We start from the raw sequence: 24,655 nt of genomic DNA, 5'->3' as shown, positions 1-24,655 counted from the left end.
CGCTCCGGTGAACGTCGCCCGCTGGAACACGGCGCGACGCCGGCCGCGCGCATCCCGCCAGAGACCCGACGTCCCGCGCCGCAGGAATGGGACAGCAGCGCCGCGCGTTGCTCCGGGAATGACGATCGACCCCGCAGTGCTCGAGGACGTCCTCTCCTCACTGGACGTGACGCTCGGCGAGCTCCGGCGGCGGAGGCTCGCGCCGGGGGAGCGGCTCGTGCTCCACGAGGGCGTCGTCGTGCTCGTCTACGTCGTCGACGGCGAGCTGACGGCCCTCGCTCCGGCCGGGACGGCCTGCGAGCTCGACCTCGCGGCGGGCGACGCGGTGGCGGCCCCGCTGCCGCGCACGCTGCTGGCCGGCGACGCGCTGCTGGCGTTCGGGCGGCGGTCGGCGACGCTCGTGTCGACCTCGGGCGCCGGGCTGATGGTCGTCGAGGTGCGGCTCGAGCCCGAGGCGTGCCTCCGGCCGCTGCCGGGACTGGTGCTCGCCCCCGGCTTCGCCCGGCTCGAGCCCGCCGCGGCCGCGCTGGCGGCGCAGCTCGGCCCGCCGCGGGGCGGATCGGCGCGCTCGGGCGATCCCGTGATCTGCCGGCTGATGGTGCGGACGGTGCTGCTCTCCGTCGTGCGGGCCTGGGCGTCCGGTGAGGACGGTGGACGGCGTCCGCTCACGGGCGACGTGCACCTGGACCGGGTCGCGGCGGCCGTCGCCGACGACCCCGGCCGGGAGTGGACCGTCGATCGGCTGGCGAGTGCCGGGGCGATGTCGCGCACGGTGCTGACCGAGCGGTTCCGGGCGGCGTTCGGGCGGACCCCGGCCGGGTACGTCGCCGAGGTGCGCATGCGGCGGGCGAAGGAGCTGCTCGAGGAGGGGCGGACGGTGTCCGAGGCCGCCCGCGCGCTGGGCTACTCCTCGGACGACGGGTTCAGCCGGGCGTTCCGTCGGCACGCCGGTGTCGTGCCGTCGCTGTGGCGGACGACGCGGAGCGCGGCCTGAGGGTCCGGAACCGTCACGCGCGGCGCCGGGCCGCCGAGCCGAAGAGGGCGGCGCCGACGAGGAGCAGCACCGCGCCGATCGCGTAGTCGGCCTCGATCCCGACCGAGTCGACGAGGACTCCGCCCAGGCCCGCCGCAACGACGATCGCGGCCTGGAATCCGACGACGACCAGGCTGCCGCCGGCCTCGAGCCGGTCGGTCATCCGGTGGCCCACCCAGCGTTCACGATGATCAGCCACGAGGCGAAGAAGAAGCCCCACACGCCCACCGCCACCGCGATCGCGACGACGGAGCCGGGGAGCAGCAGCACGCCTCCGACGGCGATCGCGATGGCCACGGGCGCCACGACCCCGAACACCGCGAAGGTGCGGTCGATGACGGAGCCGATCACGAGGTTGCCGAGCAGCCCGCCGACGCCGAAGAGCGCCAGCAGGCCGACGACGGTGGCCGCGTCGCGTCGGTGCGCTCGAGAGCGAGGCGGATGTACGTGTACGCGAGGAAGTGGCCGAGGACGACGAGGACGTGGCCCGCGAAGCCCTGGGTGACGCCCGGGCGGCGCACGGTGTCGAGGAGGACGCCGAGGCCCGCGGACGCCGCGGCGGGCACGCGAGGCAGGAGGAGCCGCAGCGGCAGGGCGAGCAGGGCGGTGAGCGCGCCGATGACGACGAACGCCGCGCGCCAGTCGATCAGCTCGCTCAGGATCACGCCGAGCGGCACTCCCGCGACCGTCGCGAGCGACAGGCCGGCGCTGGTGAACATGGTCGCCCGACCGACCCGCTCCGGTCCCGCGACGCGGGCGACGACCGTGATCGACATCGACCAGAACGCGCTGATGGCCGCTCCGAGCAGGATCCGCGAGAGGAGGACCAGGGGGAGGGTCGGCGCGAGGGCGGCGAGCACGCTCGACGCTCCTGCCGCGACGGCGGTCCAGACCAGGAGGGTGCGGCGATCGAGCCCCGGGACGATCAGGCCGATGGTCGGGGCGACGAGGAGGCCCACGAACGCCGTGACGGTGACCGTCTGCCCGGCCTGTCCCGCGGTGACGCCGAGACCGGCGGCCATCTCGGTGAGCACCCCGTTGGGCAGGAACTCGGCCGTGACGAGCAGGAAGCTGAGGAGCATCAGCACGACGAGGGGGACGTAGGGGAGCCGCTCCGCCGTCGGCTCGGGGCGGACGACGGGGACGGACGCGGTCGAGGTCATGAGGGAAGCATGGCGCGGTGCCGCGTGCTGCACCCGACCGGTCGACCGCGCGATCCGACCGTTCGGCCGCGAGGGACGGGATGCGCGATTCCGGGCTCGTCGAGAGCATTCGATGGGCCTTCGTCCAGGCGGCCCGGGGATGATCGACGCTGACACCCGACGGAAGGTCTTCTGTGAGCACTCTCAAGCGCATCCTCAGCATGGCGTCGAAGGCGCTCGACTCGAAGAGCTCGTCGAGCTCCTCCGCGCGCCCCGCGTCCCCGAGCGGAGGGACGGACTGGCGCGATTTGGTCCGCACCGCCGCCGACAAGGTGACCGGCGACTCCCGGCCGGCGCCGCAGCACGGCGCTCCCCAGCAACGTCCCTCCGGGCGCCCGCAGGACGCCCGCCCCGGTCGGCCCGCGGTCACGGCGGAGGACCGCGCCGCCATCGCCCGCTACGACTACCTCCTCCGCACGGCCGACCCCGAGCAGCTCGAGCAGGTGCACCGCGACGCGTTCGCGAAGCTGACGCCCGAGCAGCGCTCGCAGGTCGAGGCACGACTGCGCGACGAGCTGCCCGCGAACGAGCAGCCGCGCTCCTCCGCGCCCGACGACCTCGCCCGCGCGGCCACCCGCGGCGAGGCGCAGAACCCCGGATCCTGAAGCGGATGTTCTCGAAGCCCGGGACGCGCGGAGCCCTCGCGGGCGCGGTGCGGGAGCCGCGGCGGGCCTGGGCCTCGGAGCCGCGGGCGGTCTTCTGGCCGCCGTCGCCGGCGGCGCCGTGCTCAGCAGCGTCGGCGGCTCCCTCCTGCAGGGCGTCGACCTCGACGGGCTCGCCGGCTTCGGCGATCTGGGCGAGTTCGGCGACATAACGGGGTCGGCGGGCGACTTCGTGTCCGGCGCCGGTGAGCAGGTGTCCGGTCTTGGCGAGCAGGTCTCGGACTTCCAGATGCCCGACCTCGGCGACCTGGGATCGTTCTTCGACCGCTGATCCTCAGCCGCGGGTGCGGCGTCGCACGAGCAGTGCGGTCGTCGCGCCCGCGATCCCGATCACGAGCAGCGCCGCCCCCGTGATCGCGACGGCCGTCGTCGACCAGTCCGGCAGGACCTCGATCACCGAGCCGTCGAGCAGCGTCCACTCGCACGACGTGCCGAGCGGCCACCACGACCACGCACCGCGCAGCAGCTCCCCCTCCTCCGCGGGCACGCGCCCCACGCTCGCCCGGCACGCGGAGTCGAACCCCGCACGGGCGAGCGTCGCGTACTGCAGGGGCACGAGCGCCAGGAGCGCGAGCCCCACGAGCGCGACGGCACCCGCCGCGAGGGCCACGAACCGCCGCGGAGTGAGGCGGCGACGGGTGCTCGGGCGGTCTCGGGGCTCGCTCATCCTCCGATCGTGCCACGTACAGGCTGCGGAACCGGTGGCCCCCACCGCTCGGGCACGTACCCTCTCAGCATGGGGTTTCTCTTCTCGCTTCTGACCGTCGTGCTGATGGTCCTGGCGCTCGTGGACGTCGTGCGCCAGCCGGACAACGTGGTCCGCAACCTGCCCAAGATCGCCTGGATCCTGCTGATCGTGTTCATCCCGCTGATCGGGGTCACGATCTGGTTCCTGCTCGGCCACGAGTGGAAGCGCCCGGAGGGCGGCTCGTTCGTCCCCGGCGGCCGTGCGCCGCGGCAGCGCCGTCGGCCCGCCGCCCCGCAGACGATCGTCGTGCGGCCTCCGCAGAAGTCGACGGAGGAGCAGCTCGCGGATCTCGAGCGCGAGGAGGCGCACTACGCGCGGCTCGCCGAGGAGCAGCGGCGCCGGCTCGAGGGCGAGCGCCCGCACGACGTCTGAGCGGGAGCGCTCAGCCCGTGGTCGCGAAGTTCGACGCGTTCCACTGGATCGAGGCGATCTTCGCCTGACCGGCCACGCTGGGGTGGAAGTAGTCGACCTTGCCGATCAGCGAGCTGGTGACGGGCGTGGCGGTCAGCGCGCCTCCGTCGTAGTCGCAGAGCGGTCCGGCGGCCGCGCACGCGTTCTTGAGCGCGGTGTTGTACTGCGCCGTCCGGGTCTTGGCCGCGGCGGCCGAGGCTGCGGCGGCCGTCGTGCTCAGGCGCGCTCCCGTCGAGCTCACGCCGCGGGTGGTGCGGCAGAGCTTGGCCGAGGACCACACGACCGCTCCGACTCCGCTGCGGACGACCGACCACTCCGACGCCACGTTCGGCATCGACGACAGCACGATCCTCGCGGTCGGCCAGGTGGTGCGGATCGTCGAGATCGCGGTGGTCGCGGAGGCGCTGAAGGCCGAGGCGGGCGTCATCGTGTAGCCGTCGGCGGCGACCCGGTTGTCCGGTGAGCAGAGGTCGTTGCCGCCGATGAGCAGCGTGACGACGTCGGGCTTCACGCCCGCGGCGGCGGCCGCGGCGATGCGCGAGGGGACCTGGGCGATGACGTCGCCGGTCTTCGCGAAGTTGGCCGAGGTCACGGTGGTGCCCGGCTTGGCCGCGCGCAGGCGCGCGGTGAAGGAGTTGACCGAGGAGGAGGTGCCGGTCGACCAGTTGTTGCTCGGGCAGTCGCCGAGCGAGCCGCAGGTGCCGTAGGCGCGCGTGATCGAGTCGCCGAGCCCGAGGACCTTGAGCGTGGGGGTGGCGGCGGTGGCGGCGCTCGCCGGCACGAGGGCGGCGGTCAGGGCGAGGACGGCGCCGGCGGCGAGGGCGGCGAGGCGGCGCCGGCGGGCGGATCGGGGCGGACGGGGGAGGAGGTGGCGCGGCATGGGGGATCGCTCTCGGTAGGAGGCGACGGGGGCCGCCGAGGTCGACGCTAGATCCCGGGACCTCGGAAGCATCATGCGGCCCTGACCCCAGAACGGCCGGAATGCACTTTCCTCAGCGCGCCCCGCGGATCCGGAGCACCTGCACGCGACTGATCGCCCAGGCCAGCGCGCCAGCGAGCACGAACGCGAGCGCGATCGCCGCGACGTAGGCGGCCACCGAGGCGTAGCCGTTCGCCGGGTCCAGGAAGGGGTACGGGACCCAGCCGTCCGTCGCGCCGCGCACGAGCACGACGACGAGCCAGACGATCGGATACACGACCACGACCCAGAGGCGGCGCCAGGGGAGCGGCGGCCGATCGCCGATCAGCAGCCAGTCGAGCACTCCGTAGAGCGGGAACAGCACGTGCATCACCGTGTTCGCCCAGGGGAGCGTGACGCCGCCCGCAAGTCCCGCGAGCAGCAGGTTGTAGACGACTCCGACGATGGCGATGTAGCCGGTGGCCGCCCCGCGGGCGAGGACGAGGCCCGAGCCCTGGGGTCGCCGCGCCAGCGAGAGTCCGGCGGTGATCAGCAGGACCACCGCGAGCAGGATGTTGCCCTGGATCGTGAAGAAGCCGAAGAAGTTGAACGGGTTCAGCGGGGTCCGGGAGGCGGTGTCGGCGGCGGTCGCGGCCACGGCGGTCAGAACCGTGAGGGCGACGAGGGTCCGGACGACGGCGACGGCGGGTCTCATGGCGCTCCTTCGGGGGCGACGCGGCGCCGCTGGGGTCGAGGCTAGTCGTCCGAGGCCGGGCCCCGGTGAGCACGCGGGATCGTGGTCCCCAGGCCCTACCCTCGGGAGGTGTTCACGATCGGTGTCGACCTGGCGGCGGAGCCCGCCCGCACCGCCCGGGCCGCTGTGGAGTGGGCGGAGGGACGCGCAGTCGTCCGTGCCGTGGCGCTCGACTCCTCCGACGCCGACATCGTCGAGCTCTCGCGGGGAGCGCGAGCGGTCGGCATCGACTGCGCGTTCGGCTGGCCGCTCGAGTTCGCCGCGTTCGTGCAGGCGCACACGCGGCGCGAGGTCGCTCCGCGCACCCTGGCCGGTCGCGACTGGCGTCGTCGGCTCGCTTACCGCGAGACCGACCGCGCCGCGCGCGAGGCGACCGGGCGCTGGCCGCTGAGCGTCTCGACCGACCGCCTGGGCATGACGGCGATGCGCTGCGCCGAGCTGCTCGAGGCCTTCGAGACGGACGGGGAGGAGGTCGACCGCTCGGGAGGCGGGCGCCTCGTCGAGGTCTACCCGGCGGCGGCGCTGCGCCACTGGCGGATCGACACCACCGGCTACAAGACCCGCCCCGAGGCCGTGCCGGCCGCTGTCGCCGCCCTGCGTCGCGCGGCGCCGTGGCTCGAGGGGCCGGCGGACGCGTTCGCGCTCATGGCCCGGTCGAACGACGCGCTCGACGCCGTCGTCGCAGCGCTGAACGCGCGGGCCCACGCGCTCGGCGCGACCCTGCCGATCCCTCCGGAGCACCGCGAGGCCGCCCGGGCGGAGGGCTGGATCGCGCTGCCGACCGGTGCCCTCGAGGACCTGGTCTAGGCCCCGAGCCAGTCGAGTGCCGCGGCCAGCAGCGCGCGGTGCCCCGGCGACCGGTACGACTCCGCGGTGTGGCCGAGGGCGTCGTAGACGGTGCGTCCGCCGCCCGGGCGCTCGAGGGCCCAGGCCAGCGGATGCTCCACTCCGTCGTGCTCGTGCACGGCCAGCACCTCTGCGCCGTCCGCGACCTCGAGCCAGGAGTAGCGCTCGTCCTGGACCTCGAAATCCGACAGGTCCCGCACGACCGGCCGATCGCCGCGCACCCGGACCCGCGCTGCGCCGAAGTCCGGGTGCATCGTGACGTCCGGGACCCAGCGGCCGCCGAGCAGCTCGGGCCACTCCGGCGCGTCGACGAAGCTCGTCGACGACACGTGCAGGGCCAGGACCGGGAGCGTCGAGTCGCGGAGCCGGGCGGGTCCGTCGCGCGCGTGCCGGGACGCGGGCGAGGGGTGCCCGTCACGGGGGAGGCCGACGTTCACGACCACGAGGCCCCGAAGCTCCTCCGCGAGAGCCTCCTCCACGTCGCCGCGCACCTCGACGCGGTCACCGCGGGACGTCAGCAGGTCCGCGACGGCGGCGCTGGTCTCGCCGAACGGGTGCCAGGGGTCGCTGTGGCGGCCCTCTCCGCTCAGGAGCAGTGCGCGCACGGAGACGGGATCAGGCCGGGATCCTGCGGCCGAGTGCGGAGGCCGCGATCTCGGCGGCGCGCTCGGCCTCCTCGACGGAGGCGAAGGGGCCCGTGGCGACGAAGGGGTCGGTGATGAGTCGGCGGTCGATCTCGAGTCGGAACCGGGGCAGGTCCGCCCCGGGGACGACGACGATCCGGACTCCGTTCCGGCTCCATCGCGCGGGTTGGATGATGGGTGTCTGTGTCATGGTGCTCTCCGCTTTCGCGTGTCGTAGCGCGTCCGGCTCTCGCCTCATCGCGCATGCCTCACGCTACGTCCGACGCCTGCGAGCTCCCATGGGCTTGACCTCTCGGGACGCCCGGAGTAGCGGCTCACTCCAGGCGGTCGAGAGTCTCGCTGATCGTGCGGAGGCACTGGATGAGGACGGCCATCTGCTTCGCGTCGAGGTCGGCGAGCACCTCGCCCTCGGCGTGCACCAGGTGCCGCATGGCCTCGTCGACGCGCTTCGTGCCGCGAGGCGTGAGCGAGACGATCTTGCTCCGCGAGTCGGCGGCGTTCTGCTCGCGGACGAGGAGGCCGCGGGCCGCGAGCCGGTCGAGACGGTTCGCCAGGTTGCCGCTCGAGATGCCCAGGCGGGCGGCGAGCGCCGAGGGGGTGAGCCCGGACGCGCCGTTCTGACGCAGCATCGAGAGCAGCTCGAACTCCCACGGCGCGAGGTCGCTCACCGCGAAGGCCTGGCGCCGGAACTCCTGCACCCGCGGGCTGAGCCGGCGGAGCCGCGAGACGACGTCGAGGGGCGCGAAGTCGAGATCGGGCAGGGCGTCGGCCCAGGCGTCGATCACCAGGTCGACATCGTCGTCTTCACGCATCGCAGACGATTATCCCCGGCTCGGCGGGTGCGGAGCGACCCCTCGGCCGCCACGGCCTCCTTCCGGTCGCGGCGTGGGAGGATGAGCGTCCCCCTGACCCCTCCCGGAGGACCCGCCGTGCACCCCGCCCCCGTCGGACGCCGCGAGCGCAGCAAGCTCGACAAGCTCGAGCGCATCACCCGCGCCGCGAGCGAGCTCTTCGCCGAGCACGGAGTGGACGAGGTCACGACGCAGCAGATCGCCGACCGCGCCGACATCGGCAGCGGCACCCTGTTCCTGTACGCGAAGACCAAGGGCGAGCTGCTCCTCCTGGTGCAGAACGCGAACTACGCCGAAGCGCTCGAGCGGGGCCGGGCCGCGGCCGAGCGGATCGAGGACCCGGTCGACGCGGTGCTGGCACTCGTCGCACCGGTCGTCGAGTGCAACCGCGCTCAGGTCGAGAACGGCCGGACCTACCTCCGCGAGATGGTGTTCGGCGACCCCCTCGAGCCCCGGCACGCCGAGGCCCTCGCGATCGTCGCGGGGACGGAGGAGGCCGTGGCGGCGATCCTGCAGCGCGACGGCCGGATCGACTCCGCCCGCGCAGCGACCCTCGCCCACGTGCTGAGCGCCGTCCTCCTGCTCTCGCTGTCGCTCACTGCGAACGCGACGGCCGGCGTCGACGGGATCCTGCTCGACGTGCGGACGCAGCTCGAGGCGGTCCTCCCCGCGGGCTGACGCGCGGATCAGTCGGCGCGCGCGTCCCGCGGATCGGCAGCGAACTGCTCGGTGTAGAACGCGTCGAGCTCGGTGTCCTCGGGATCCATCGGCCCGCCGTGCGGCGGCGAGTCCAGCAGCTCGAGCTTCTCGCGCAGATAGGCCATCGCCTCGCTGTTGTCGGGCGCGGGCATGCTCGTGTGCGCGACCTCGGCCATGATCCCCATGCCCGGGCCGAGCACGAAGGTGGCGATCGTCTCGTCGCCGTCCGCGCTGAAGACGTGCACGTCCACGTCGTCGGCGGCTCCCTGGTCGGCGAGCCGAGCCGCGTAGTGCAGCAGCAGATCGACGACGTCGTCGCCCGCGAGGAGTGATTTGTCGGCGTAGCTGATGTGCTTCATGCCTCCGACGCTAGGAACCGCGCGCGCCGGTGACGATGGGATTGACCCCGGCCTGCTCGTGTGGGACGCGGCGTGCGGGTGTGCTCACCAGCCGGTCGTCAGCACCTCGTCGAGCTGGTCGGCGAAGAAGTCGGCGCTCTCGCGGGTGAAGCACAGCGGCGGCTTGATCTTCAGCACGCACTGGCGATCGGAGGTCGGCTGCACGATCACGCCCCGCTCGCGCAGGCGCTCGCAGATCGCGCGGGTCTCCTCCGTCGCCGGTTCGAGCGTCTCGCGGTCGCGGACCAGCTCGAGCCCGAGGTAGAGGCCGTGCCCGTGCACGGCGCCGATCAGCAGGTGGCGCTCGGCGAGCTCCTCGAGACGGCGGCGGAGGTGCGCGCCGACCGCGCGGGCGTTCTGCTGCAGTCCTTCGCCCTCGAGCACGTCGAGGACGGTCGTCCCGACGACCGCGCTGACGGGACTGCCTCCCGCCGACGAGAAGAAGTAGCCCTGCGAGCGGTAGCGCTCGGCGATCTCGCGCGTCGTGATCACGGCGCCGAGCGGATGCCCGTTGCCCATCGCCTTCGCGACGGCCACCACGTCGGGCACCACACCCTGCTGCTCGAAGCCCCAGAACCACTCGCCGAGACGGCCGTAGCCGACCTGCACCTCGTCGGCGATGCAGAGCCCGCCGTGCTCGCGGACGGCGGTGTAGACGGCGCCGAGGTAGCCGTCGGGCAGCGGGATGCCGCCCGCGTTGCCGTAGTAGGTCTCGGCGATGAAGGCACCGGGCGGCGCTCCCTCGGCCGCGAGGGCGTGGATCCGCTCGACGGCCTCCTCGGCGTAGCGGACGGCGTCGGCGCCGCGGTGGGCTCCGCGGTAGCTGTTGGGCGCATCGAGGGTGTGCACCCACGCGGGCCGGGTCGCGAGAGCGTCCGGGTTGTCGGCGACGGAGGTGGAGACCGCGTCCGAGAGCGCGGTCCAGCCGTGGTACGCCTCGCGCACCGCGAGCACGTCGTCGCGGCCCGACCACGCGCGGCCCAGGCGCAGGGCGAGGTCGGCCGCCTCCGATCCGCTGTTCACGAGCAGGACGGTGTCGAGCCCCTCGGGGAGGAGAGCCGCCAGCCGCTCGGCGAAGCCGCCGATCGAGGGGTAGGAGAAGCGCGAGTTGGTGTTCAGGAGGCGCCACTGCCGCTCGACGCGCTCGGCCAGCAGGGGGTGCCCGTGCCCGATCGAGGTGACGTTGTTGAGCACGTCGAGGTGCACGCGCGCGGAGTCGTCGACGAGGTGCTCGCGCCAGCCGCGGAGGATCGTCGGCGGCTCCTCGAAGTAGTGCTCCTGCACGTCGGCGAGGTGCGCGAGCCGGCGAGGGAGGACCTCGGGGTCGGGCTCCGGCGCGGGGAAGGCGCGCCCCAGGAGCAGGGGCGTCGCATCGAGCAGCGCGTCGAGCCAGGCGTCGGCCCAGGCGGGACGCGCGAAGAGCGGAGGCTCGACCCCGTCGAGCGTGCGCGGCAGCGCCTGCGCCTGCACGGCCGAGGGGATCCGACCGAGAGGGTCGCCGGTCGCGAGGAGGGTCCCGGGCGGCGGAGCGTTCTCGACGCCGCGGAGCAGCAGCCGCACGTCGGCGCCGCGCAGCACGAGGGCACCCGGAGGACCCTCCACGACCTCCGCGTCGAACGGCGCGACCGGGACAGCGGGCTCGGCGACGTGCACCGCCACGTGCAGGGCGACCGTCTCGGGCTCGTGCGCCGAGTGGGGACGGGCCCGGGTCAGGCGGCGCTCGCCGTGGCGCAGGACCACGGCCGGAGCGCTCCGCAGGGCCTCGGTGGTCAGCGACTCCTCGCGTCCGGCTCGAGCCACCGCCCCGTGTCGAGCAGCGGGCTCTCGGGCGAGAGGTCGAGGACGGCGGCGTCGACCGGGAGCGCCGAGGTGCTCGGCGGTGCCTCCCCACGGTGGCGGCCGCGCCCGAGCGAGCGCCTCACCAGCGCCTGCAGGACGGGCAGGGGAGCGGCGAGCGCCCGCTCGAGGATCAGCTGCTCGTGCTCGAGGTTCTCGGCGGCGTAGGAGTTGCCCGGGTCGCCCGCGAGGACCTCGTGCGCGCTGACGACCAGCACGGCCGCCCGCAGCACGACGAGTGGCCAGAGCACCTCGACCTCGGCGTCGGACAGGGGGCGCAGGGCGTCGTAGGAGGCGGCGGCCCGCAGCACCGTCGTCGCATCGGCGTCGGCGTGGTGCAGGAGCGAGGAGAGCGTGATCGCCAGCTCGCCCACCGCCCATCCGGCGCCCAGATCGCCGAAGTCGATCACGCCGTCGGGCGTCCCGCCCTCGCCCGCCACGGTGTTGTCGTCGGTGAGGTCGCCGTGCACGAGCTGCACCGGCAGCTCCGCGGCGAGCGGCTCGACGATGGCGAGCGCCTGCTCGACCGCGCCCCGGATCACCCGGGCGGCGCGCCGGGGGACCCGCCCGATCAGGGCCGCGACCACCGCGCCGGCGCGTCGGAGGTCCCACTGCCCGGGATCCTCCAGGCCCTCGAGCGGATGCTCCGCCAGCGCGACGTCGACGCGCGCCGCGAGGGCGCCCATCGCCCGCACGACCGAGGGGGAGAGGTATCCGGATCCCGACAGGGTCCGCCCGGGCACGAACTCCAGCACCCGCGCGGTGCACATCTCCTCGCCGAGCCGCAGCTCCTGCAACGTCAGGCCGTCGCGGTCGGGCACCGCGCGGGGCAGGCGCAGGTCGGGCAGCTCCTCGGTGAGCCGGGCGACCGCCTCCGTCTGCGCCGTGACCGTGCCGCGCGGGGTCGCGGGGTTCGCGACCTTGAGGAGCAGCAGGCTCCCGTCGCTCTCGACGAGCACGTTGCGGTCCTGGTTGCTGCCCAGATCGCGGAGCGAGCCCTCGACGCCGTACCTCTCGCGCAGCAGCGCGCGGGCGCGGTGGTGATCGAGCGCGGGAGGAGGCGGCGGGGCGACGGAGGAGGCGGGATCGACCGGCATGGCGGGGTCCTGTCGTGCGGAGGGATCGGGTGCGTCCATGATCCTCCCTCCGCCACGGCACCCGCCGCATCGACCCCGCGGCCGGCTTCGAACGAGGCCCCGGTCGGGTGTGTGGAGGACGTGCAGATCCTCCGCTGAGGACGGCCCGCAGCCGCCCTCGCGCGCGACGACCGTTCCCCGCCGACGTCCCGCGCGCCGGCCCCGTCAGCCCGCGTACGCCGCCGGGTCGAAGCGCCCGAGCTCCTCGCGGAACGCGAACGCGAAGTCCGGCCAGAGCAGCGTCAGCCGCCGCGACTCGGCGTCGACGTACCAGCTCTCGCAGCCGCCGTTCGTCCACACCGTGTCGGAGCTGCGCTCGTCGATCCGGGCGACGGAGGCGGCCTCGGCCTCCGCGCGGACCTCCAGCAGCGCCCCGCCCGTGCGGTCGCGGTGGTCCAGAGCGGCGAGCACGTAGGCGATCTGCGATTCGATCATGTGCACGGCGGAGTTGTGGCCCAGGCTCGCGTTCGGGCCGTTGACGACGAACAGGTTCGGGAATCCGTGGACGGCCGTCGAGTCGTAGGCGCGCATCCCGTCCGACCAGTGCTCGGCGAGCAGCCGGCCGCCGCGGCCGCGGATCCGCCGCGCGAACGGGGGCCGCGTCGAGTGGAAGCCCGTGGCGAAGACCAGCACGTCGACCTCGTGCGCCCGGCCGTCGTCGCCGATCGCGGAGGACCCCTCGACGCGGCGCAGCGGGCCGGGCACGACGCGCACGTGGTCCTGGACGAGGGCGGGGTAGTAGTCGTCCGAGAGCAGCACGCGCTTGCAGCCGATCTCGTAGTCCGGAGTGAGCACCGCGCGCAGGGCGGGATCCGGGACGTGCGCCGCGAGGTGGTCGAGCGCGTCGGCGCGCAGGCGGTCGATCGCCGCCGGCACTCCCACGCGCCCGGCGAAGCCGAGCTCCGCGCGCCAGAACAGCTCCTCCCGCAGCCGCCGCAGCGCGCCGGGCACGCGGGCCAGCGCGCGCCGCTCGGCGAGCGGGTACTCGCGGTTCCGCCGCGGCACGACGTAGGGCGCGGAGCGCTGGAACAGCACGACGTCGGAGGCGCGCTCCGCGAGGTGCGGCAGGATCTGCACCGCGGAGGCGCCCGATCCGACGAGTCCGACCCGCGCGCCGTCGAGCTCGACGTCGTCGCGCCAGCGGGCGGAGTGGAACGCCGTGCCGCGGAACGCGTCCAGCCCCGGGATCGCGGGCAGGCGCGGCTCGGACAGCCGCCCCGCGCACACCACGAGCACGGCCGCCGACCAGTCGCCGCGGGTGGTGCGCACCCGCCACCGCTCCGACTCCTCGTCGAAGTCCATCGCGCGCACCTCCGTGCTCAGCCGCAGGTGCGCGTCGAGGTGCTCGCGCGCCACGACCGCCTCCAGGTACGCCTGGATCTCGGCGCCGGGCGCGTAGAACGCCGACCAGTCGGGCTCCGGGGCGAACGAGTAGGAGTAGAGGTGCGAGGGGATGTCGCACGACACGTTCGGGTAGTGGTTGTCGCGCCAGGTCCCGCCGACCCGGTCGGCCCGCTCGAGGACCGCGAAGGACGTGCCGCCGCGGCGGGCGAGCAGCGCCGCGGCTCCGATGCCGGCGAAGCCCGCTCCGACGACGAGGACGTCGACCTCCTCGGCCATCAGACGCTCATCCGGGGGAGGACCGAGCCGGGGGCGTCGCGCGAGGGATCGGCGAGGAAGTGCTCGAGCACGGCGAGCAGCTCGGCCGGACGCTCGGCGAGCACCGCGTGCCCCGAGTCGACCTCGGCGAAGCGGGCGTCGTCGATCGTGCCGAGCAGGGCATGCGCTCCCTCGATCCCGACGACGGAATCGGCCGTGCAGCCGACGACGAGCACCGGCACCCGGAGGCCCGCGGCGGCCGCGGAGACGTCGGCGCGGACGGCCGCGGCCAGGAGGACCTCCGCCCCCGACCCGAACGGCGGGGTCCGCTCCGGGCCCAGCTCCGCGAGCGAGCGCACGGCGAGCACTCGCGAGAGGTCGGCTCGCGCCGCCGCGTCGACACGCGCCCAGAGGCGAGCGCTCGTGATCAGCCGCTCGGTCGGAGCGGCCCACCCGGCGACCAGGGCCAGGGCCCGGATCCGCGGCTCCGACGTTGCGGCCCGCACGGCGACCGCGGCCCCCAGCGAGTGGCCGACGACGACCGCCTCCGCGGCCTGCAGCAGGTCGAGCACGGCCGCGACCGCCGCGGGTCCGTCCTCCCACGGATCCGCCAGGTCGGCGAGCTCCAGAGCGGCGACGCGGCGCCGGCGCGCCAGCATCGGCAGCAGCAGCGCCGCATCCGCCCGCGCTCCGCGACCGGGACCCGTGAGAAGCAGCACGGCGGGCCCGCTCCCGGCGGTCCACACCCGCACCGAGCGCCCGCCGACGAGCACCGTCGACTCCGCCACGAGCGACGCCTGCCGGTCGAGGAACGCCTCGCGGCGGCTCATGAGGTGCGGCACGTCATGAGGCGCGTCGCGCCTCGCGCAGGGGGAGCCGCACCCGCACCGGCACGCCGACCGCCGGGGCATGGAGGCGCACCGCGCGAGCCGGGTCGACGACGCCGTAGTCGGTGGTCCGCTGGCGCCAGTCGCGCCCGATCTCGCGCGTCACCCGGTCGACCGTGGCGATGTCGAGCGAGCGGTGCGCCTCGGCGCCCGACTCCGGCCGGAGCACGCTGTCCAGGAGCAGTCCGCCGAGGTCGTCCGCGCCGCCGCGCAGGAGCACCTGAGCCGTGTGCAGCCCGACCTTGGTCCACGCGGTCTGCACGTGATCGATCCGACCGTGCAGGAGCAGCCGCGCGACCGCGTGCACCGCCCGCGTCTCGCGGAGGGTCGGGCCGCCGCGGGTGAGCGCGACGACCGCGGGGGGCGCCTCCGCCGGCACGAACGGCATCGCGATGACCTCGGTGAAGCCGCCGGTCTCGTCCTGGATCGCGGCGAGGGTGCGCAGGTGCGCGATCTGCTGCTGCGGAGTCTCGACGTGGCCGTAGACCATCGTCGCGGTGGAGCGCAGGCCGTGGCGGTGCGCGGTCGTGACCGACTCGCGCCACGCGGCGACGCTCGGGTCCGTGCCCTCGCTGAGGACCGCGCGCACGCCGTCGTCGAGGATCCGCGCCGCGGTGCCGGGAACGCTCGCGACGCCCGCCTCGCGCAGCGCGTCGAGCATCTCGGGCACGGTGCGCCCGGTCCGCTCCGCGGCGTCGAGGATCTCGGCGGGGCGGAAGGCGTGCAGGTGCACCGACGGCTGCCGCTCGTGCAGGGTCCGCGCGATGAGGAGGAGGTCGTCACCGGGCAGTCCCGGGGCGAGCGCTCCCTGCAGGCACAGCTCGGTGGCACCGAACGAGACGGCCTCGTCGGCGAGCTCGCGCAGCGCCTCCTCGTCGAGGCCGGAGCGCCAGAGCGACGTGTCGATGTTGAGGTTCGCGACGACCGAGACGGTGTCGCCGACCACGGAGCGGCGCAGCTCGTCGGCGAGGGCGGCGAGCGCCTCCAGGTCATCGCCGTCGACGGCGAGGAGCGCCAGGTAGTCGCCGTCGGAGAGGCCGGCGGGGTCCTCGGCAGCCCGTGCCAGGACCGGAGCGAGAGCGGAGGAGGGGACGGCGCGGGCGGGCGCCTCCAACTCCTCGCGGTACGGCCGGGAGAGCACCGGTGCCGCCTCGTCGGCGAGCCACGACTCCGGATCGGCGAGGGCCCGCACGTACGGCGCCACCCGCGGGTCGATCCAGGTCGCCGCCTCCCGCAGGTACTGCGGATGCGCGGTGAGACGCTCCCGGAGCCGGTACCCCGCCGCCGCGGTCAGCCGCGCGAGGTCGTCGATGTTGGGCCACGGCCGCTCCGGATTCACGTGGTCCGCGGTCAGCGGGCTCACGCCGCCCCAGTCGTCGATCCCCGCGCGCACGAGCAGCCCGAGCTCCTGCTCGTCGGTGAGGTTCGGCGGCGCCTGGATCGTGGTGTCGGCGCCCATCACGAGCCGCGCGACGGCCACGTTCGCCACGTACTCCTGCAGCTCGAGGTCGACCTCGTTCTGCATCGCCGTCCGCGGCTTCGCGCGGAAGTTCTGCACGATGCACTCCTGCACGTGGCCCCACCGCTCGTGCGACTCGCGGATCGCGAAGAGCGCGTCGGCCCGCTCCGCGTCGTCCTCGCCGATGCCCAGCAGCACGCCGGTGGTGAACGGCACGCGGCTGCGGCCCGCGTCCTCGAGCACCCGGAGGCGCAGCGCCGGATCCTTGTCGGGCGAGCCGTAGTGCACGCCGCCCTTCTCGGACCAGAGCCGCGTCGCGGTGGTCTCGAGCATCATCCCCATCGACGGCGCGACCGGCCGCAGGCGCTGCAGCTCGGCCCACGACATCACTCCGGGGTTCAGGTGCGTGACCATGCCGGTCTCGCTCATCACCAGCACCGCCATCGCGCGGACGTACTCGAGGGTCGACGCGTAGCCGTGCTCGGCGAGCCAGGCGCGGGCGACCGGCCAGCGGTCCTCGGGCCGGTCGCCGAGGGTGAACAGCGCCTCCTTGCAGCCCAGCGCCGCCCCCGCCCGGGCGACCTCGAGGATCTCCTCCGGCTCCATGAAGGTCGACTCGCGCTTGGCCGCGAGGCCGCCGGGCGTCTCGACGAAGACGCAGTAGTGACAGCGGTCGCGGCAAAGCTTCGTCAGCGGCACGAACACCTTGCGCGAGTACGTGATCACTCCGGGACGCCCTCGGCGGGCGAGCCCCTCGTCGCGCAGCGCCCCCGCCGCCGACAGCAGCAGCTCGAGGTCGTCGCCGCGCGCCGCGAGCAGGAGCTCGGCGCTCGCCCGGGTGATCGGCTCTCCCTGCGCGAGGCGGTCGAGGACGGTGGCCGTGGGGGAGGAGGTCATGCGGGTGGCGGCTCTTCCGGAGGGGTCGGCCGGCGCGGGGCCGGCGGGAGGGAGGGTGCTCAGAGCGCGCGCAGGCGCGGCGCGAGATCGCGCTCGAACGCGTCGAAGAAGCGCTGCTGGTCGTCGCCGGGGGCGTGGAACACGAGGTGGGTGAAGCCCGCGTCGACGTAGGGCTTGATCTGCGCCACGGTCTCGTCGGGGTCGGAGCCCACGATCCAGCGCTTGGCGACCTGCTCGATCGGCAGCTCGTCGGCGGCGCGCTCCATGTCGACCGGGTCCGTCAGCGAGTGCTTCTGCTCGGGAGTGAGCGAGAGCGGCGCCCAGAAGCGGGTGTTCTCGAGCGCGAGCGCCGGGTCGGGGTCGTAGGAGAGCTTGATCTCGATCATCCGGTCGATCGTCGAGGAGTCGCGTCCGCCCGCCGCCGCGCCCTCCTCCACCGCGGGCAGCAGTTTCTCGGTGTACAGCTCCATCCCCTTGCCGGAGGTGCAGATGAAGCCGTCGCCGGCGCGGCCCGCGTACTTCGCGACGACCGGGCCGCCCGCGGCGATGTACACCGGCACTCCGCTCTCGGGCTTGTCGTAGATCGACGCCTCGTGGGTGGAGTAGTACTCGCCGTCGAACGAGACCCGGTCGCCCGCCCACAGCGCGCGCATCAGGCGCACCGCCTCGCGCAGCCGCGCGAAGCGCTCCTTGAAATCGGGCCAGGTCTGCTCGCCGGCGCCTGGTAGCCGGTCGCGACCTCGTTCAGCGCCTCGCCCGTGCCGACGCCGAGCATGATGCGGTTGGGGTAGAGCACCCCGAGGGTTCCGAACGCCTGCGCGATCACGGCCGGGTTGTAGCGGTAGTGCGGCGTCATCACGGAGGTGCCGAGCCGGATGGTCGACGTCCGCTCGCCGGCCGCGGCGAGCCACGCGAGCGAGAACGGCGCGTGGCCGCCGGTGTGGCGCCACGGCTGGAAGTGGTCCGAGACCACCGCGCTCTCGAATCCGTGCCGTTCGGCGGCGACGGCGAGCTCGACGAGCTCCCGTGCCCCGAACTGCTCCGCCGACGCCTTGTACCCGAGCGTGATCGTCATCTGCAGCCTTCGTCAGTCAAGAGGGGACCGCTCGCGACCGGAGCCGAGCGGTCCCTCCATTCTGCGCCTGCGCGGAGGCCGATCGGGACGCTCAGTCCGACGCGGGCGAGATGTTGACCATCCACTCCACTCCGTAGCGGTCCACCAGCATGCCGAACCGGTCGCCCCAGGGGGAGTCGGACAGGGGCATCGGAGTCTCGCCGCCCTCGGCGAGCGCCGCGAACCAGCGGCTCAGCTCGGCGTCGTCCTCGCCGAAGAGCGCGATCTGGATCCTGCTGCCCTCCGACGCCGGCATGGCGCTGGGGTTGTCCGACCCCATCAGCAGGAGTCCGTTGGGCAGGGTCAGCTGCGAGTGCATGAGGCGGTCCTGGTCGGCGGGGTCCTCGCTCGCCTGGAAGTCGGCGTACGTGCTGGCCTGCAGCTCGCCTCCGAACACCGATCGGTAGAACTCCATCGCCTCGCGGGCGTTGCCGGCGAAGCCGATGTAGGGGCTGAGACTGGTGGCCACGGTGTCCTTCTTCCTGCTCGGGGTGCGATCGCGATCAGTCAATACCCGGCGGCGGAGGCGGGCAACGGGTCAGACGAGCCCGATGCGGTCCGGCACGCTGAAGCGCACGTCCGGGAGCCACGACGCCGGGTCCGGGAACGGCCGCCCCTGCGGGAGCCGGCCCAGCAGCCGGCGGACGGCCCCGGGGTCGGACGAGCTCGGCAGCACTCGCGCGGGCGCCGCGTGCGGCAGCACTCCCAGCCACCAGTGCTTCCAGTTCGCCGGCGCCGACTCCGGCTCGAGCACCACGTAGTAGTCGGGCAGGGCGGCCTCGCCGCGGCGGAAGACGCCCAGCGCCGTCTCGATCTCGACGTCGAGCGCGCCGTGCGTCGCCCGGTCCTCGAAGAACTCGATCCAGGCGTTCGCGACGTGCTCGAGCGGATCCGCGTCGTGCAGCAGGTAGGTGGAGGCGGACGGGTGCGCGCCCGGGCCGGTGCCCGGACGGGCGTCGACGTTGGGCAGGGCGTCGAGGTCGCGCAGCAGGCCGTCGGTCCCCGGACCGACGAGCAGGACGACCGTGGCGGTGGAGCTCGGTGCTGTTCCCATGCCCGAGTCTAGGAACAGGCACCGCCCCCGGCGGAAGACCCGTCGAGTGACGGGTCCGTGACGATCTACTCGGCCTCGGCCTCGGCCTCGGCGCGGGTGGGCGGGTTCGCTCCGGCGCGCGACGTCGTGATGCCGGCGACCCGCGCCGCCCAGCGTCCGATCGCCCGCAGCGCGGGCTCGTCGAGCAGCATCCCGTTCGGCGCGCCGAGCCCCTGCCGGAACGCCTCGTCGAGGATCGCGCCCATCGCGGAGTCGCCGGCCCCGATCGTGTCGGCCACGACGATCCGGGCGGCCGGCACCGTCGCCCGGGCGACCGCGGACGCCAGGAGCAGTCCGTCGCCGCCCCGGGTGATGACGGCGAGCCGCGCACCCAGGCCGAGGATCCGGGTGAGCACCTCGTCGAGCTGCACGGTGGGGTAGAGCCACTCGGCGTCCTCGTCGCTGAGCTTCACGATCTCGCACGAGGCGGCCACCCGCTCGAAGCGCGCGAGCGCCTCGGCGCGCGGGCCCACCAGCGCCGGGCGGATGTTCGCGTCCACGCTCGCGGTCGTGCCGGCCGGCAGCGCCTCCAGCAGGTCGAGGATCGCGGATCCGCCGGGCTCGAGGTAGACGGCGATCGAGCCGGTGTGGACGTGGCCGAACGGCGTCGGGTCCGCCGCCGGCGGGTTCCACGACAGGTCGAACTCGTACTCGGCCGAGCCGTCGGGCCGGATGCGCGCCTTCGCGGTCGACGTGCGGGCGGCGTCGCCGTGCACGACGCTCACGCCCGACGCGCCGAGGTGCTCGCCGATGCGGCGTCCGCGCTCGTCGTCGGCGATGTCGGTGACGAGGGTCGCGTCGCGACCGAGTCGCGCGAGGGTGAGCGCGACGTTGGCGGGCGACCCGCGACGTGCTCGCTGCTCGCGCCGTCGCGCTCGACGATGTCGATCAGCGCTTCGCCGACGACGAGGATCCGGGGTGCTGCCGACTCGCGGCCGTCCGTGCTGGGCATCCGCCCATCATGCCGGTACTGAGCGGCCTCGGCACAGCGGCGGTCGGGAGCGCGCTCAGCCGCCGCCGGCGACCTGCGCGAGCACCTCGTCCACGGTCGTCAGCTCGATCAGCGGCGCGTAGAGCGCCATCGCCTCCAGTGCGCGGCGGTGGTCGGTCTCGGAGGCTCCCGCGCAGCGTCCGCGACGACGCGCACGCGCACACCCGCGTCCGCCGCCGCCAGCGCCGTCGACAGCACGCAGCAGTCCGTCGACACCCCGGTCAGGACGATCTCGTGCGAGTCGTCGAGCAGCGCCTCGAGCTCGGGCCCCCACTTGCCGAACGTCGTCGCCGTGAGCACCCGGTGGCCGTCGAACCCGGGCACGAGGGCGTAGAGCGGATCGCCGTCCGGCACGAGCGCGAACGGCCAGTCCCGGTAGTACGGCACCCAGGCGCCCTGCGGCTCGGTCGGCGCGGTGAATCGGGTGGTCACGACCCGGTCGCCGAAGAGGGGCAGGAGCCGCGCCGTCCCCGCGGCCGCCCGCTCGAACTCCGACGAGCCCCAGGGCGAGTCGGCATCGGCGAACACGTGCTGCAGGTCGATCGCGACGAGCAGGCTCACGCGCGCGCCTCCTGCCGGCGCACGCTCGTCGAGGAGGAGACGAGAGCGCCGACGAACCCGATCACGAGCGCCGCGAGCACCCCGAGGTTGGCGTAGGCCCACTCGCCCTCGCGTCCGCCGATCGGCCCGAGCAGGTAGCCCTCCCACCCGAAGCCGGGGGAGGAGTTGACCACGAGGCCCCAGCCGATCACCGAGCCGACCACCACGAGCAGCACCGGCGCGATCGAGACGCTGCCGTAGCGGCCCCGCGCGTCGTAGAGCGCCTCCTGGTCGTAGTCGCGGCGGCGGAGGAGGAGGTCGGCGAGGAACACGCCCAGCCACGCGGCGATCGGCACGCCGAGCGTGATCAGGAAGCCCTGGAACGGGCCGAGGAAGTCGCCCGCGATGAACACGACGTAGATCGCGCCGAGCACCATGAGCACCCCGTCGATCCCGGCGGCGACCGGTCGCGAGACCTTCAGCCCGGTGCTGAGCAGCGCGAGACCGGACGAGTAGATGTCCATCACCGCGCCGCCGATGAGCCCGAGCAGGGCCACGACGATGAACGGGAGGAGGAACCAGGTCGGCAGGATCGTCGCGAGCGCGCCGATCGGGTCGGCGGCGATCGCGTCCGACAGCTCCTGCGATGATCCCGCCAGCAGGAGGCCCACCACGACGAGCACGACCGGGGCCACCGCGCCGCCGATCGTGGTCCAGGCGATCACCCCGCCGGTCCCCGCCGTGCGCGGCAGGTAGCGGGAGTAGTCGGCCGCCGCGTTCACCCAGCCCAGTCCGAAGCCGGTCATCATGAACACGAGCCCGCCGATCACGGCCCCGGCCGAGCCGGAGGGCAGGCTCGCGACCGCGCCGAGGTCGATGTCGTCGAGCACGAGGGCGACGTAGACCACCGTGAGCACGCCGGTGGCGACCGTGATCGCGAGCTGGAGGCGCATGATCAGACGGAAGCCCACGACTCCGGCGATCACGATCAGCGCGGCCACCACGATCAGCGCGACGACCTTCGTCAGCACTCCGCCGTCCCAGCCGAACTCCTCGAAGACGGTGGCGGTCGCGAGCACGGCGAGCGAGGCGAGCACGGTCTCCCAGCCCACGGTGAGCAGCCACGAGAGCACCGAGACCAGGCGGTTGCCGTTCACGCCGAAGGAGGCGCGGCTGAGCACCATCGTCGGCGCGGAGCCGCGCTTGCCCGCCACGGCGACGAAGCCGCAGAAGAGGAAGGACACGACGATGCCGATCACGGCGACGGCGGTGGCCTGCGCGAAGGAGAGGCCGAATCCGAGCAGGAACGAGCCGTAGCTCAGGCCCAGCACCGACACGTTCGCGGCGAACCACGGCCAGAACAGATCGCGCGGGCGGCCGTGCCGCTCCGACTCCTGGATCGTGTCGAGGCCGTTGAGCTCGATGCCGCCGGCGGGGCGGACGGGAGTCTGGTCGGGAGAGGTCATCGCATCCAACGTTCTCGCGCGGGCGACCGGCGCTCGCCGGGCTGCAACGAATCTAGAGCACGCTCAGTCCCCGGTGCGCTCCAGCAGCCCGCGGAGGGTCTCCAGATCCGCTGCCACGCGGCCGCAGTCCTCGTCCCACTGCTCGAGTGTCATCCCCTCGTGGCGGCGCACGGTGAAGGCCACCTCGGCGCCGTCCCCGTTCGCGAGCACCCGCAGCGGGTTCTCGAAGACGCGCCCCTCGGCCGTGATCACGCGGTGGTCCGCGACGCCGAACGGGTTCCGCGGAGCGAAGACCACCTCCACCCGCCCCATCGGGGAGTCGGCGAACCAGTGCCCGTCGACCTCCTCGACGTCCGACTCCGCCAGCCCCGCGGCCCAGAGAGGCAGGTTCGAGGGATCGACGATGAAGGAGTAGACCTCGTCGGCGGGCGCGTCGATGACGATCCCGACCGGTCTCGATTCGTGGATCACGGGAGTCGCTCCCCTTCCGCGGCGAAGCTCGCCACCAGCAGGGCGGCGAGGGTGGTGCGCTCGAGGATCCCCTCGATGCTCACCGACTCACCGCGGGCGTGCGCCCCCGCACCGGGGGCGCCGAGACCGTCGAGCACCGGGATGCCGAGGGCCGCGATCAGGTTGCCGTCGCTCGCCCCGCCGACGGCGGTCTCGACGAGCGGCAGGTCCATGGTGCGGGCGAGCCGCTCGGCCCGGCGGAACAGGGCGCCGACGGCGGCGCTCCGCTCGAACACCGGGCGCTGCCACGATCCGCGCACCTCGATGCGGATCCGCTCGTCCGAGGCCTGGAGCGCGTTCATCTCGGCCTCCACCCGAGCCGCCTCGGCGGAGTTCCGGATGCGTGCCTCGAGCTCGAGCCGCACCTTCGCGGTCGTCACGTTGACCCGGCTGCCGCCGCCGATCAGGCCGATGTTGACCGTGGTCCCCGCCTCGGGCCGCGCGATGCCCAGCACCCGGGGGATCAGGACGCCGAGCTCGTGGATCGCGCTCGCGCCCTTCTCGGGCTCGACGCCGGCGTGCGCCTCGATGCCGACGACGTCGACGACGAAGTTGCCGATGCCCTTGCGGGCGGTCTTCACCGCGTCGCCGATGGCGCCCTCGAAGACGAGGGCCGCCTCGGCACCGCGGCTCTGGTGCTCGAGGAACGAGCGCGACACCAGGCTGCCGACCTCCTCGTCGCCGTTCATCACGAGTCGGATCGCGGGGTGCTCCAGGCGCGCGTGCCGCAGCGCCGCGACGACCCAGACCATCTGCACCAGGCCGACCTTCATGTCGTAGGTGCCAGGACCGCTGAGCCGGTCGCCGTCGACCGCGAAGGGCCAGGCCCGGGTCGTGCCGAGCGGCCAGACCGTGTCGTAGTGGCCGAGCAGCGCCACGAACGGCCGCGATCCCCGCGGGCCCCGGCCCGGCGCGCTGCCCGGGAAGGTCCAGCTGGACGCGCGCGGAGCGTCCTGCTCGCGCTGGTGCTCGATCTCGGCGGCGTGGCCGAGGCGCTCGCCCACCCAGTGCACGAGGTACGCGTGCAGCTCCCCGAGGGCCTCGAGCGAGTCGCTCGGGCTCTCGATCATGACGAGGTGGCGGACGTCGGCGAGGATCTGCTCGCGGTTCTCGCGCAGGAACACGCGCACGCGGGCCGCATCGGCGGCGTCGGGGAAGGTCACCGTACCCGGAGTACCAGAGTGCGGCCGTCGACGCGAACCGGGGCGGCGGATGAACCGGACGGGCCGCCGTTACGTTGGACGGGTCAGAGGTGGTGCATGTCCGAGGAACAGGCCGAGCTGCTGCGTGCACTGCACGACGAGCACTCGGCTGCGCTGTGGAGGTTCGTCCTCCGGCTCACCGGCGACCGCCAGATGGCGGAGGACGTGGTGCAGGAGGCGCTGCTGCGCGCGTGGAAGAACCCCGCGATCCTCGCCCAGGGCGAGGCCGCCGCGCGGTCCTGGCTCTACACCGTCGCGCGCAACCTCGTCATCGACGACCGCCGCAGCGCCCGCTACGCCCGCGAGATCGGCACCGACGAGGTGCCCGAGCGCCCCTCGGCCGACCGCACCGATCAGGTGCTCGACGCGTGGCTGCTCTCGGACGCCCTCAGCGGCATCAGCCTCGAGCACCGCACGGTGATCGTGCACGCGTACTACGGCGGCCGGTCGGTCGCCGAGATCGCCGACCTGCTGGGCATCGCGCCCGGCACCGTGAAATCGCGGATGCACTACGGCATGCGGGCGCTCAAGCTCGCACTGCAGGAGAGAGGAGTGACCGAGCTGTGAGCACCGACGCGCGTGACGACGCACCCGAGGGCGACGCCTTCCGGGACTGGGACGCCGCCTACCTGCTCGGATCGCTGTCGAGCGCCGACCGCCGCGCCTACGAGCAGCACCTCCGAGCCTGCCCCGCGTGCCGGGAGGGCCTCGGCGAGTTCGTGCCGCTGCCCGGCCTGCTCGCGCACCTGCCGGCCGAGGAGGCGCTGCGCCTGCTCGAG

The 24,655-nt window shown here is 74.0% G+C and carries 32 protein-coding genes and 1 pseudogene; 8 read left to right on the top strand and 25 right to left on the bottom strand.

The window, feature by feature from the left end:
• The first annotated feature begins 118 nt into the window (after positions 1-118).
• Complete coding sequence (locus B0T42_RS02125) at positions 119-994, top strand: helix-turn-helix transcriptional regulator (RefSeq protein ID WP_077221766.1); 876 nt, start codon at positions 119-121, stop codon at positions 992-994.
• A gap of 13 nt (positions 995-1,007) precedes the next feature.
• On the opposite strand, the gene B0T42_RS20930 is transcribed toward B0T42_RS02125, so the two are convergent.
• From B0T42_RS20930 to B0T42_RS02120, 3 genes are read right to left on the bottom strand one after another with little or no spacing between them, the layout of a single operon-like run.
• Positions 1,008-1,196 (bottom strand): hypothetical protein, encoded by a 189-nt coding sequence (locus tag B0T42_RS20930; protein WP_236720065.1) that lies wholly within the window; start codon positions 1,194-1,196, stop codon positions 1,008-1,010.
• On the bottom strand, positions 1,193-1,384 hold the full coding sequence (locus B0T42_RS20925; protein ID WP_236720064.1) for a hypothetical protein: 192 nt from the start codon (positions 1,382-1,384) through the stop codon (positions 1,193-1,195). Before B0T42_RS20925 ends, B0T42_RS20930 begins: the two co-directional genes overlap by 4 nt.
• Complete coding sequence (locus B0T42_RS02120) at positions 1,381-2,196, bottom strand: MFS transporter (RefSeq protein ID WP_236720063.1); 816 nt, start codon at positions 2,194-2,196, stop codon at positions 1,381-1,383. The genes B0T42_RS20925 and B0T42_RS02120 overlap by 4 nt, the downstream gene beginning before the upstream one ends.
• A 173-nt stretch (positions 2,197-2,369) precedes the next feature.
• On the opposite strand from B0T42_RS02120, the gene B0T42_RS20920 reads away from it, so the two are divergent.
• The gene (locus B0T42_RS20920) at positions 2,370-2,840 is read left to right on the top strand and encodes a hypothetical protein (RefSeq protein ID WP_236720062.1); all 471 of its coding nucleotides are present in this window, start codon (positions 2,370-2,372) and stop codon (positions 2,838-2,840) included.
• A gap of 118 nt (positions 2,841-2,958) precedes the next feature.
• Positions 2,959-3,168, top strand: coding sequence for a hypothetical protein (locus B0T42_RS20915; protein WP_236720061.1), 210 nt, complete (start codon positions 2,959-2,961; stop codon positions 3,166-3,168).
• A gap of 3 nt (positions 3,169-3,171) precedes the next feature.
• On the opposite strand, the gene B0T42_RS02110 is transcribed toward B0T42_RS20915, so the two are convergent.
• The gene (locus B0T42_RS02110) at positions 3,172-3,564 is read right to left on the bottom strand and encodes a hypothetical protein (protein ID WP_077221765.1); all 393 of its coding nucleotides are present in this window, start codon (positions 3,562-3,564) and stop codon (positions 3,172-3,174) included.
• Positions 3,565-3,633: 69 nt separating this feature from the next.
• Between B0T42_RS02110 and B0T42_RS02105 the strand changes: the two genes are divergently transcribed.
• Positions 3,634-4,017 carry a PLD nuclease N-terminal domain-containing protein gene (locus tag B0T42_RS02105; RefSeq protein ID WP_077221764.1) on the top strand — a complete coding sequence of 128 codons (384 nt, stop codon included), beginning with the start codon at positions 3,634-3,636 and terminating at the stop codon, positions 4,015-4,017.
• 10 nt (positions 4,018-4,027) lie between these two features.
• On the opposite strand, the gene B0T42_RS02100 is transcribed toward B0T42_RS02105, so the two are convergent.
• Together B0T42_RS02100 and B0T42_RS02095 are read right to left on the bottom strand one after the other, a co-directional pair.
• Positions 4,028-4,936 (bottom strand): SGNH/GDSL hydrolase family protein, encoded by a 909-nt coding sequence (locus B0T42_RS02100; protein ID WP_139344386.1) that lies wholly within the window; start codon positions 4,934-4,936, stop codon positions 4,028-4,030.
• Between the two features lie 112 nt (positions 4,937-5,048).
• Positions 5,049-5,669, bottom strand: a complete 621-nt coding sequence (locus B0T42_RS02095) for a Pr6Pr family membrane protein (RefSeq protein ID WP_077221762.1) — start codon at positions 5,667-5,669, stop codon at positions 5,049-5,051.
• Positions 5,670-5,777: 108 nt separating this feature from the next.
• Here B0T42_RS02095 and B0T42_RS02090 point away from each other — a divergent pair, with 108 nt between their 5' ends.
• On the top strand, positions 5,778-6,515 hold the full coding sequence (locus tag B0T42_RS02090; RefSeq protein WP_077221761.1) for a DUF429 domain-containing protein: 738 nt from the start codon (positions 5,778-5,780) through the stop codon (positions 6,513-6,515).
• On the opposite strand, the gene B0T42_RS02085 is transcribed toward B0T42_RS02090, so the two are convergent.
• From B0T42_RS02085 to B0T42_RS02075, 3 genes are all read right to left on the bottom strand, one after another.
• Positions 6,512-7,159 (bottom strand): ThuA domain-containing protein, encoded by a 648-nt coding sequence (locus B0T42_RS02085; protein WP_077221760.1) that lies wholly within the window; start codon positions 7,157-7,159, stop codon positions 6,512-6,514. The two genes, B0T42_RS02090 and B0T42_RS02085, sit on opposite strands and share 4 nt — an antisense overlap.
• A 10-nt stretch (positions 7,160-7,169) precedes the next feature.
• Positions 7,170-7,388 carry a hypothetical protein gene (locus tag B0T42_RS02080; RefSeq protein WP_077221759.1) on the bottom strand — a complete coding sequence of 73 codons (219 nt, stop codon included), beginning with the start codon at positions 7,386-7,388 and terminating at the stop codon, positions 7,170-7,172.
• Between the two features lie 124 nt (positions 7,389-7,512).
• Positions 7,513-8,010: a MarR family winged helix-turn-helix transcriptional regulator gene (locus B0T42_RS02075; RefSeq protein WP_077221758.1), complete on the bottom strand. Its 498-nt coding sequence runs from the start codon at positions 8,008-8,010 to the stop codon at positions 7,513-7,515.
• A gap of 117 nt (positions 8,011-8,127) precedes the next feature.
• Between B0T42_RS02075 and B0T42_RS02070 the strand changes: the two genes are divergently transcribed.
• On the top strand, positions 8,128-8,727 hold the full coding sequence (locus tag B0T42_RS02070) for a TetR/AcrR family transcriptional regulator (protein ID WP_236720060.1): 600 nt from the start codon (positions 8,128-8,130) through the stop codon (positions 8,725-8,727).
• An 8-nt stretch (positions 8,728-8,735) separates the two neighbouring features.
• On the opposite strand, the gene B0T42_RS02065 is transcribed toward B0T42_RS02070, so the two are convergent.
• The 16 genes and pseudogenes from B0T42_RS02065 to B0T42_RS02005 all read right to left on the bottom strand — a co-directional run bounded on the left by B0T42_RS02065 (position 8,736) and on the right by B0T42_RS02005 (position 23,837).
• Entirely contained in the window at positions 8,736-9,107 is a 372-nt protein-coding gene (locus B0T42_RS02065; protein WP_077221756.1) for a hypothetical protein, read from the bottom strand.
• 84 nt (positions 9,108-9,191) lie between these two features.
• Positions 9,192-10,946, bottom strand: coding sequence for an aminotransferase class III-fold pyridoxal phosphate-dependent enzyme (locus tag B0T42_RS02060; protein WP_236720059.1), 1,755 nt, complete (start codon positions 10,944-10,946; stop codon positions 9,192-9,194).
• Positions 10,916-12,118, bottom strand: coding sequence for a phosphotransferase (locus tag B0T42_RS20910; protein ID WP_094742657.1), 1,203 nt, complete (start codon positions 12,116-12,118; stop codon positions 10,916-10,918). Before B0T42_RS20910 ends, B0T42_RS02060 begins: the two co-directional genes overlap by 31 nt.
• Positions 12,119-12,283: 165 nt before the next feature.
• Positions 12,284-13,738 carry a flavin-containing monooxygenase gene (locus B0T42_RS02055; RefSeq protein ID WP_077221755.1) on the bottom strand — a complete coding sequence of 485 codons (1,455 nt, stop codon included), beginning with the start codon at positions 13,736-13,738 and terminating at the stop codon, positions 12,284-12,286.
• The gene (locus tag B0T42_RS02050) at positions 13,738-14,559 is read right to left on the bottom strand and encodes an alpha/beta fold hydrolase (protein ID WP_077221754.1); all 822 of its coding nucleotides are present in this window, start codon (positions 14,557-14,559) and stop codon (positions 13,738-13,740) included. The genes B0T42_RS02055 and B0T42_RS02050 overlap by 1 nt, the downstream gene beginning before the upstream one ends.
• A 1-nt stretch (position 14,560) precedes the next feature.
• Positions 14,561-16,960 carry a 7,8-didemethyl-8-hydroxy-5-deazariboflavin synthase CofG gene (cofG, locus tag B0T42_RS02045; RefSeq protein WP_077221753.1) on the bottom strand — a complete coding sequence of 800 codons (2,400 nt, stop codon included), beginning with the start codon at positions 16,958-16,960 and terminating at the stop codon, positions 14,561-14,563.
• A 59-nt stretch (positions 16,961-17,019) separates the two neighbouring features.
• Complete coding sequence (locus B0T42_RS22555) at positions 17,020-17,622, bottom strand: LLM class flavin-dependent oxidoreductase (RefSeq protein WP_446737348.1); 603 nt, start codon at positions 17,620-17,622, stop codon at positions 17,020-17,022.
• Positions 17,613-18,035 (bottom strand): LLM class flavin-dependent oxidoreductase, encoded by a 423-nt coding sequence (locus B0T42_RS22550; protein ID WP_446737347.1) that lies wholly within the window; start codon positions 18,033-18,035, stop codon positions 17,613-17,615. Before B0T42_RS22550 ends, B0T42_RS22555 begins: the two co-directional genes overlap by 10 nt.
• A gap of 91 nt (positions 18,036-18,126) precedes the next feature.
• Positions 18,127-18,543, bottom strand: coding sequence for a VOC family protein (locus tag B0T42_RS02035; RefSeq protein ID WP_077221752.1), 417 nt, complete (start codon positions 18,541-18,543; stop codon positions 18,127-18,129).
• 69 nt (positions 18,544-18,612) lie between these two features.
• A complete protein-coding gene (locus B0T42_RS02030) occupies positions 18,613-19,128 on the bottom strand; it encodes a hypothetical protein (protein WP_055787843.1) in 516 nt (171 codons plus the stop codon).
• Between the two features lie 65 nt (positions 19,129-19,193).
• Positions 19,194-19,952, bottom strand: a pseudogene (locus B0T42_RS02025) (PfkB family carbohydrate kinase); the annotation flags it as partial.
• Positions 19,889-20,119, bottom strand: a complete 231-nt coding sequence (locus B0T42_RS20905; RefSeq protein WP_236720058.1) for a hypothetical protein — start codon at positions 20,117-20,119, stop codon at positions 19,889-19,891. The gene B0T42_RS20905 and the pseudogene B0T42_RS02025, both read right to left, overlap by 64 nt.
• Before the next feature lie 108 nt (positions 20,120-20,227).
• The gene (locus B0T42_RS02020) at positions 20,228-20,719 is read right to left on the bottom strand and encodes a cysteine hydrolase family protein (RefSeq protein WP_342418193.1); all 492 of its coding nucleotides are present in this window, start codon (positions 20,717-20,719) and stop codon (positions 20,228-20,230) included.
• Positions 20,716-22,164, bottom strand: coding sequence for a purine-cytosine permease family protein (locus tag B0T42_RS02015; RefSeq protein WP_077221751.1), 1,449 nt, complete (start codon positions 22,162-22,164; stop codon positions 20,716-20,718). The genes B0T42_RS02020 and B0T42_RS02015 overlap by 4 nt, the downstream gene beginning before the upstream one ends.
• A 63-nt stretch (positions 22,165-22,227) precedes the next feature.
• Positions 22,228-22,635: an SRPBCC family protein gene (locus tag B0T42_RS02010; RefSeq protein ID WP_077221750.1), complete on the bottom strand. Its 408-nt coding sequence runs from the start codon at positions 22,633-22,635 to the stop codon at positions 22,228-22,230.
• The gene (locus B0T42_RS02005) at positions 22,632-23,837 is read right to left on the bottom strand and encodes a M20/M25/M40 family metallo-hydrolase (protein WP_077221749.1); all 1,206 of its coding nucleotides are present in this window, start codon (positions 23,835-23,837) and stop codon (positions 22,632-22,634) included. Before B0T42_RS02005 ends, B0T42_RS02010 begins: the two co-directional genes overlap by 4 nt.
• A 96-nt stretch (positions 23,838-23,933) precedes the next feature.
• Between B0T42_RS02005 and B0T42_RS02000 the strand changes: the two genes are divergently transcribed.
• Both B0T42_RS02000 and B0T42_RS19850 read left to right on the top strand, forming a co-directional pair.
• Positions 23,934-24,443, top strand: coding sequence for a sigma-70 family RNA polymerase sigma factor (locus tag B0T42_RS02000; RefSeq protein WP_056866644.1), 510 nt, complete (start codon positions 23,934-23,936; stop codon positions 24,441-24,443).
• A partial coding sequence (locus tag B0T42_RS19850; protein ID WP_173892277.1) for a zf-HC2 domain-containing protein occupies positions 24,440-24,655 on the top strand: 216 nt, incomplete at its 3' end. The genes B0T42_RS02000 and B0T42_RS19850, both read left to right, overlap by 4 nt.

This window comes from Rathayibacter rhapontici, assembly GCF_001995175.1.
Lineage (GTDB): Bacteria > Actinomycetota > Actinomycetes > Actinomycetales > Microbacteriaceae > Rathayibacter.
This window is presented reverse-complemented; position numbering and strand designations above follow the sequence as displayed.

What these genes read in the sequence shown, in the direction of transcription:
- B0T42_RS02105 (WP_077221764.1), top strand. Translation starts at nt 3,634, where the DNA reads ATGGGGTTTCTCTTCTCGCTTCTGACCGTCGTGCTGATGGTCCTGGCG.
- B0T42_RS02075 (WP_077221758.1), bottom strand. Translation starts at nt 8,010, where the DNA reads ATGCGTGAAGACGACGATGTCGACCTGGTGATCGACGCCTGGGCCGAC.
- cofG (WP_077221753.1), bottom strand. Translation starts at nt 16,960, where the DNA reads ATGACCTCCTCCCCCACGGCCACCGTCCTCGACCGCCTCGCGCAGGGA.
- B0T42_RS20905 (WP_236720058.1), bottom strand. Translation starts at nt 20,119, where the DNA reads ATGCCCAGCACGGACGGCCGCGAGTCGGCAGCACCCCGGATCCTCGTC.
- B0T42_RS02000 (WP_056866644.1), top strand. Translation starts at nt 23,934, where the DNA reads ATGTCCGAGGAACAGGCCGAGCTGCTGCGTGCACTGCACGACGAGCAC.
- B0T42_RS02095 (WP_077221762.1), bottom strand. Translation starts at nt 5,669, where the DNA reads ATGAGACCCGCCGTCGCCGTCGTCCGGACCCTCGTCGCCCTCACGGTT.
- B0T42_RS20910 (WP_094742657.1), bottom strand. Translation starts at nt 12,118, where the DNA reads ATGGACGCACCCGATCCCTCCGCACGACAGGACCCCGCCATGCCGGTC.
- B0T42_RS02065 (WP_077221756.1), bottom strand. Translation starts at nt 9,107, where the DNA reads ATGAAGCACATCAGCTACGCCGACAAATCACTCCTCGCGGGCGACGAC.
- B0T42_RS02125 (WP_077221766.1), top strand. Translation starts at nt 119, where the DNA reads ATGACGATCGACCCCGCAGTGCTCGAGGACGTCCTCTCCTCACTGGAC.
- B0T42_RS02015 (WP_077221751.1), bottom strand. Translation starts at nt 22,164, where the DNA reads ATGACCTCTCCCGACCAGACTCCCGTCCGCCCCGCCGGCGGCATCGAG.
- B0T42_RS02055 (WP_077221755.1), bottom strand. Translation starts at nt 13,738, where the DNA reads ATGGCCGAGGAGGTCGACGTCCTCGTCGTCGGAGCGGGCTTCGCCGGC.
- B0T42_RS22550 (WP_446737347.1), bottom strand. Translation starts at nt 18,035, where the DNA reads ATGACGATCACGCTCGGGTACAAGGCGTCGGCGGAGCAGTTCGGGGCA.
- B0T42_RS20930 (WP_236720065.1), bottom strand. Translation starts at nt 1,196, where the DNA reads ATGACCGACCGGCTCGAGGCCGGCGGCAGCCTGGTCGTCGTCGGATTC.
- B0T42_RS02110 (WP_077221765.1), bottom strand. Translation starts at nt 3,564, where the DNA reads ATGAGCGAGCCCCGAGACCGCCCGAGCACCCGTCGCCGCCTCACTCCG.
- B0T42_RS02100 (WP_139344386.1), bottom strand. Translation starts at nt 4,936, where the DNA reads ATGCCGCGCCACCTCCTCCCCCGTCCGCCCCGATCCGCCCGCCGGCGC.
- B0T42_RS02120 (WP_236720063.1), bottom strand. Translation starts at nt 2,196, where the DNA reads ATGACCTCGACCGCGTCCGTCCCCGTCGTCCGCCCCGAGCCGACGGCG.
- B0T42_RS02080 (WP_077221759.1), bottom strand. Translation starts at nt 7,388, where the DNA reads ATGACACAGACACCCATCATCCAACCCGCGCGATGGAGCCGGAACGGA.
- B0T42_RS02030 (WP_055787843.1), bottom strand. Translation starts at nt 19,128, where the DNA reads ATGGGAACAGCACCGAGCTCCACCGCCACGGTCGTCCTGCTCGTCGGT.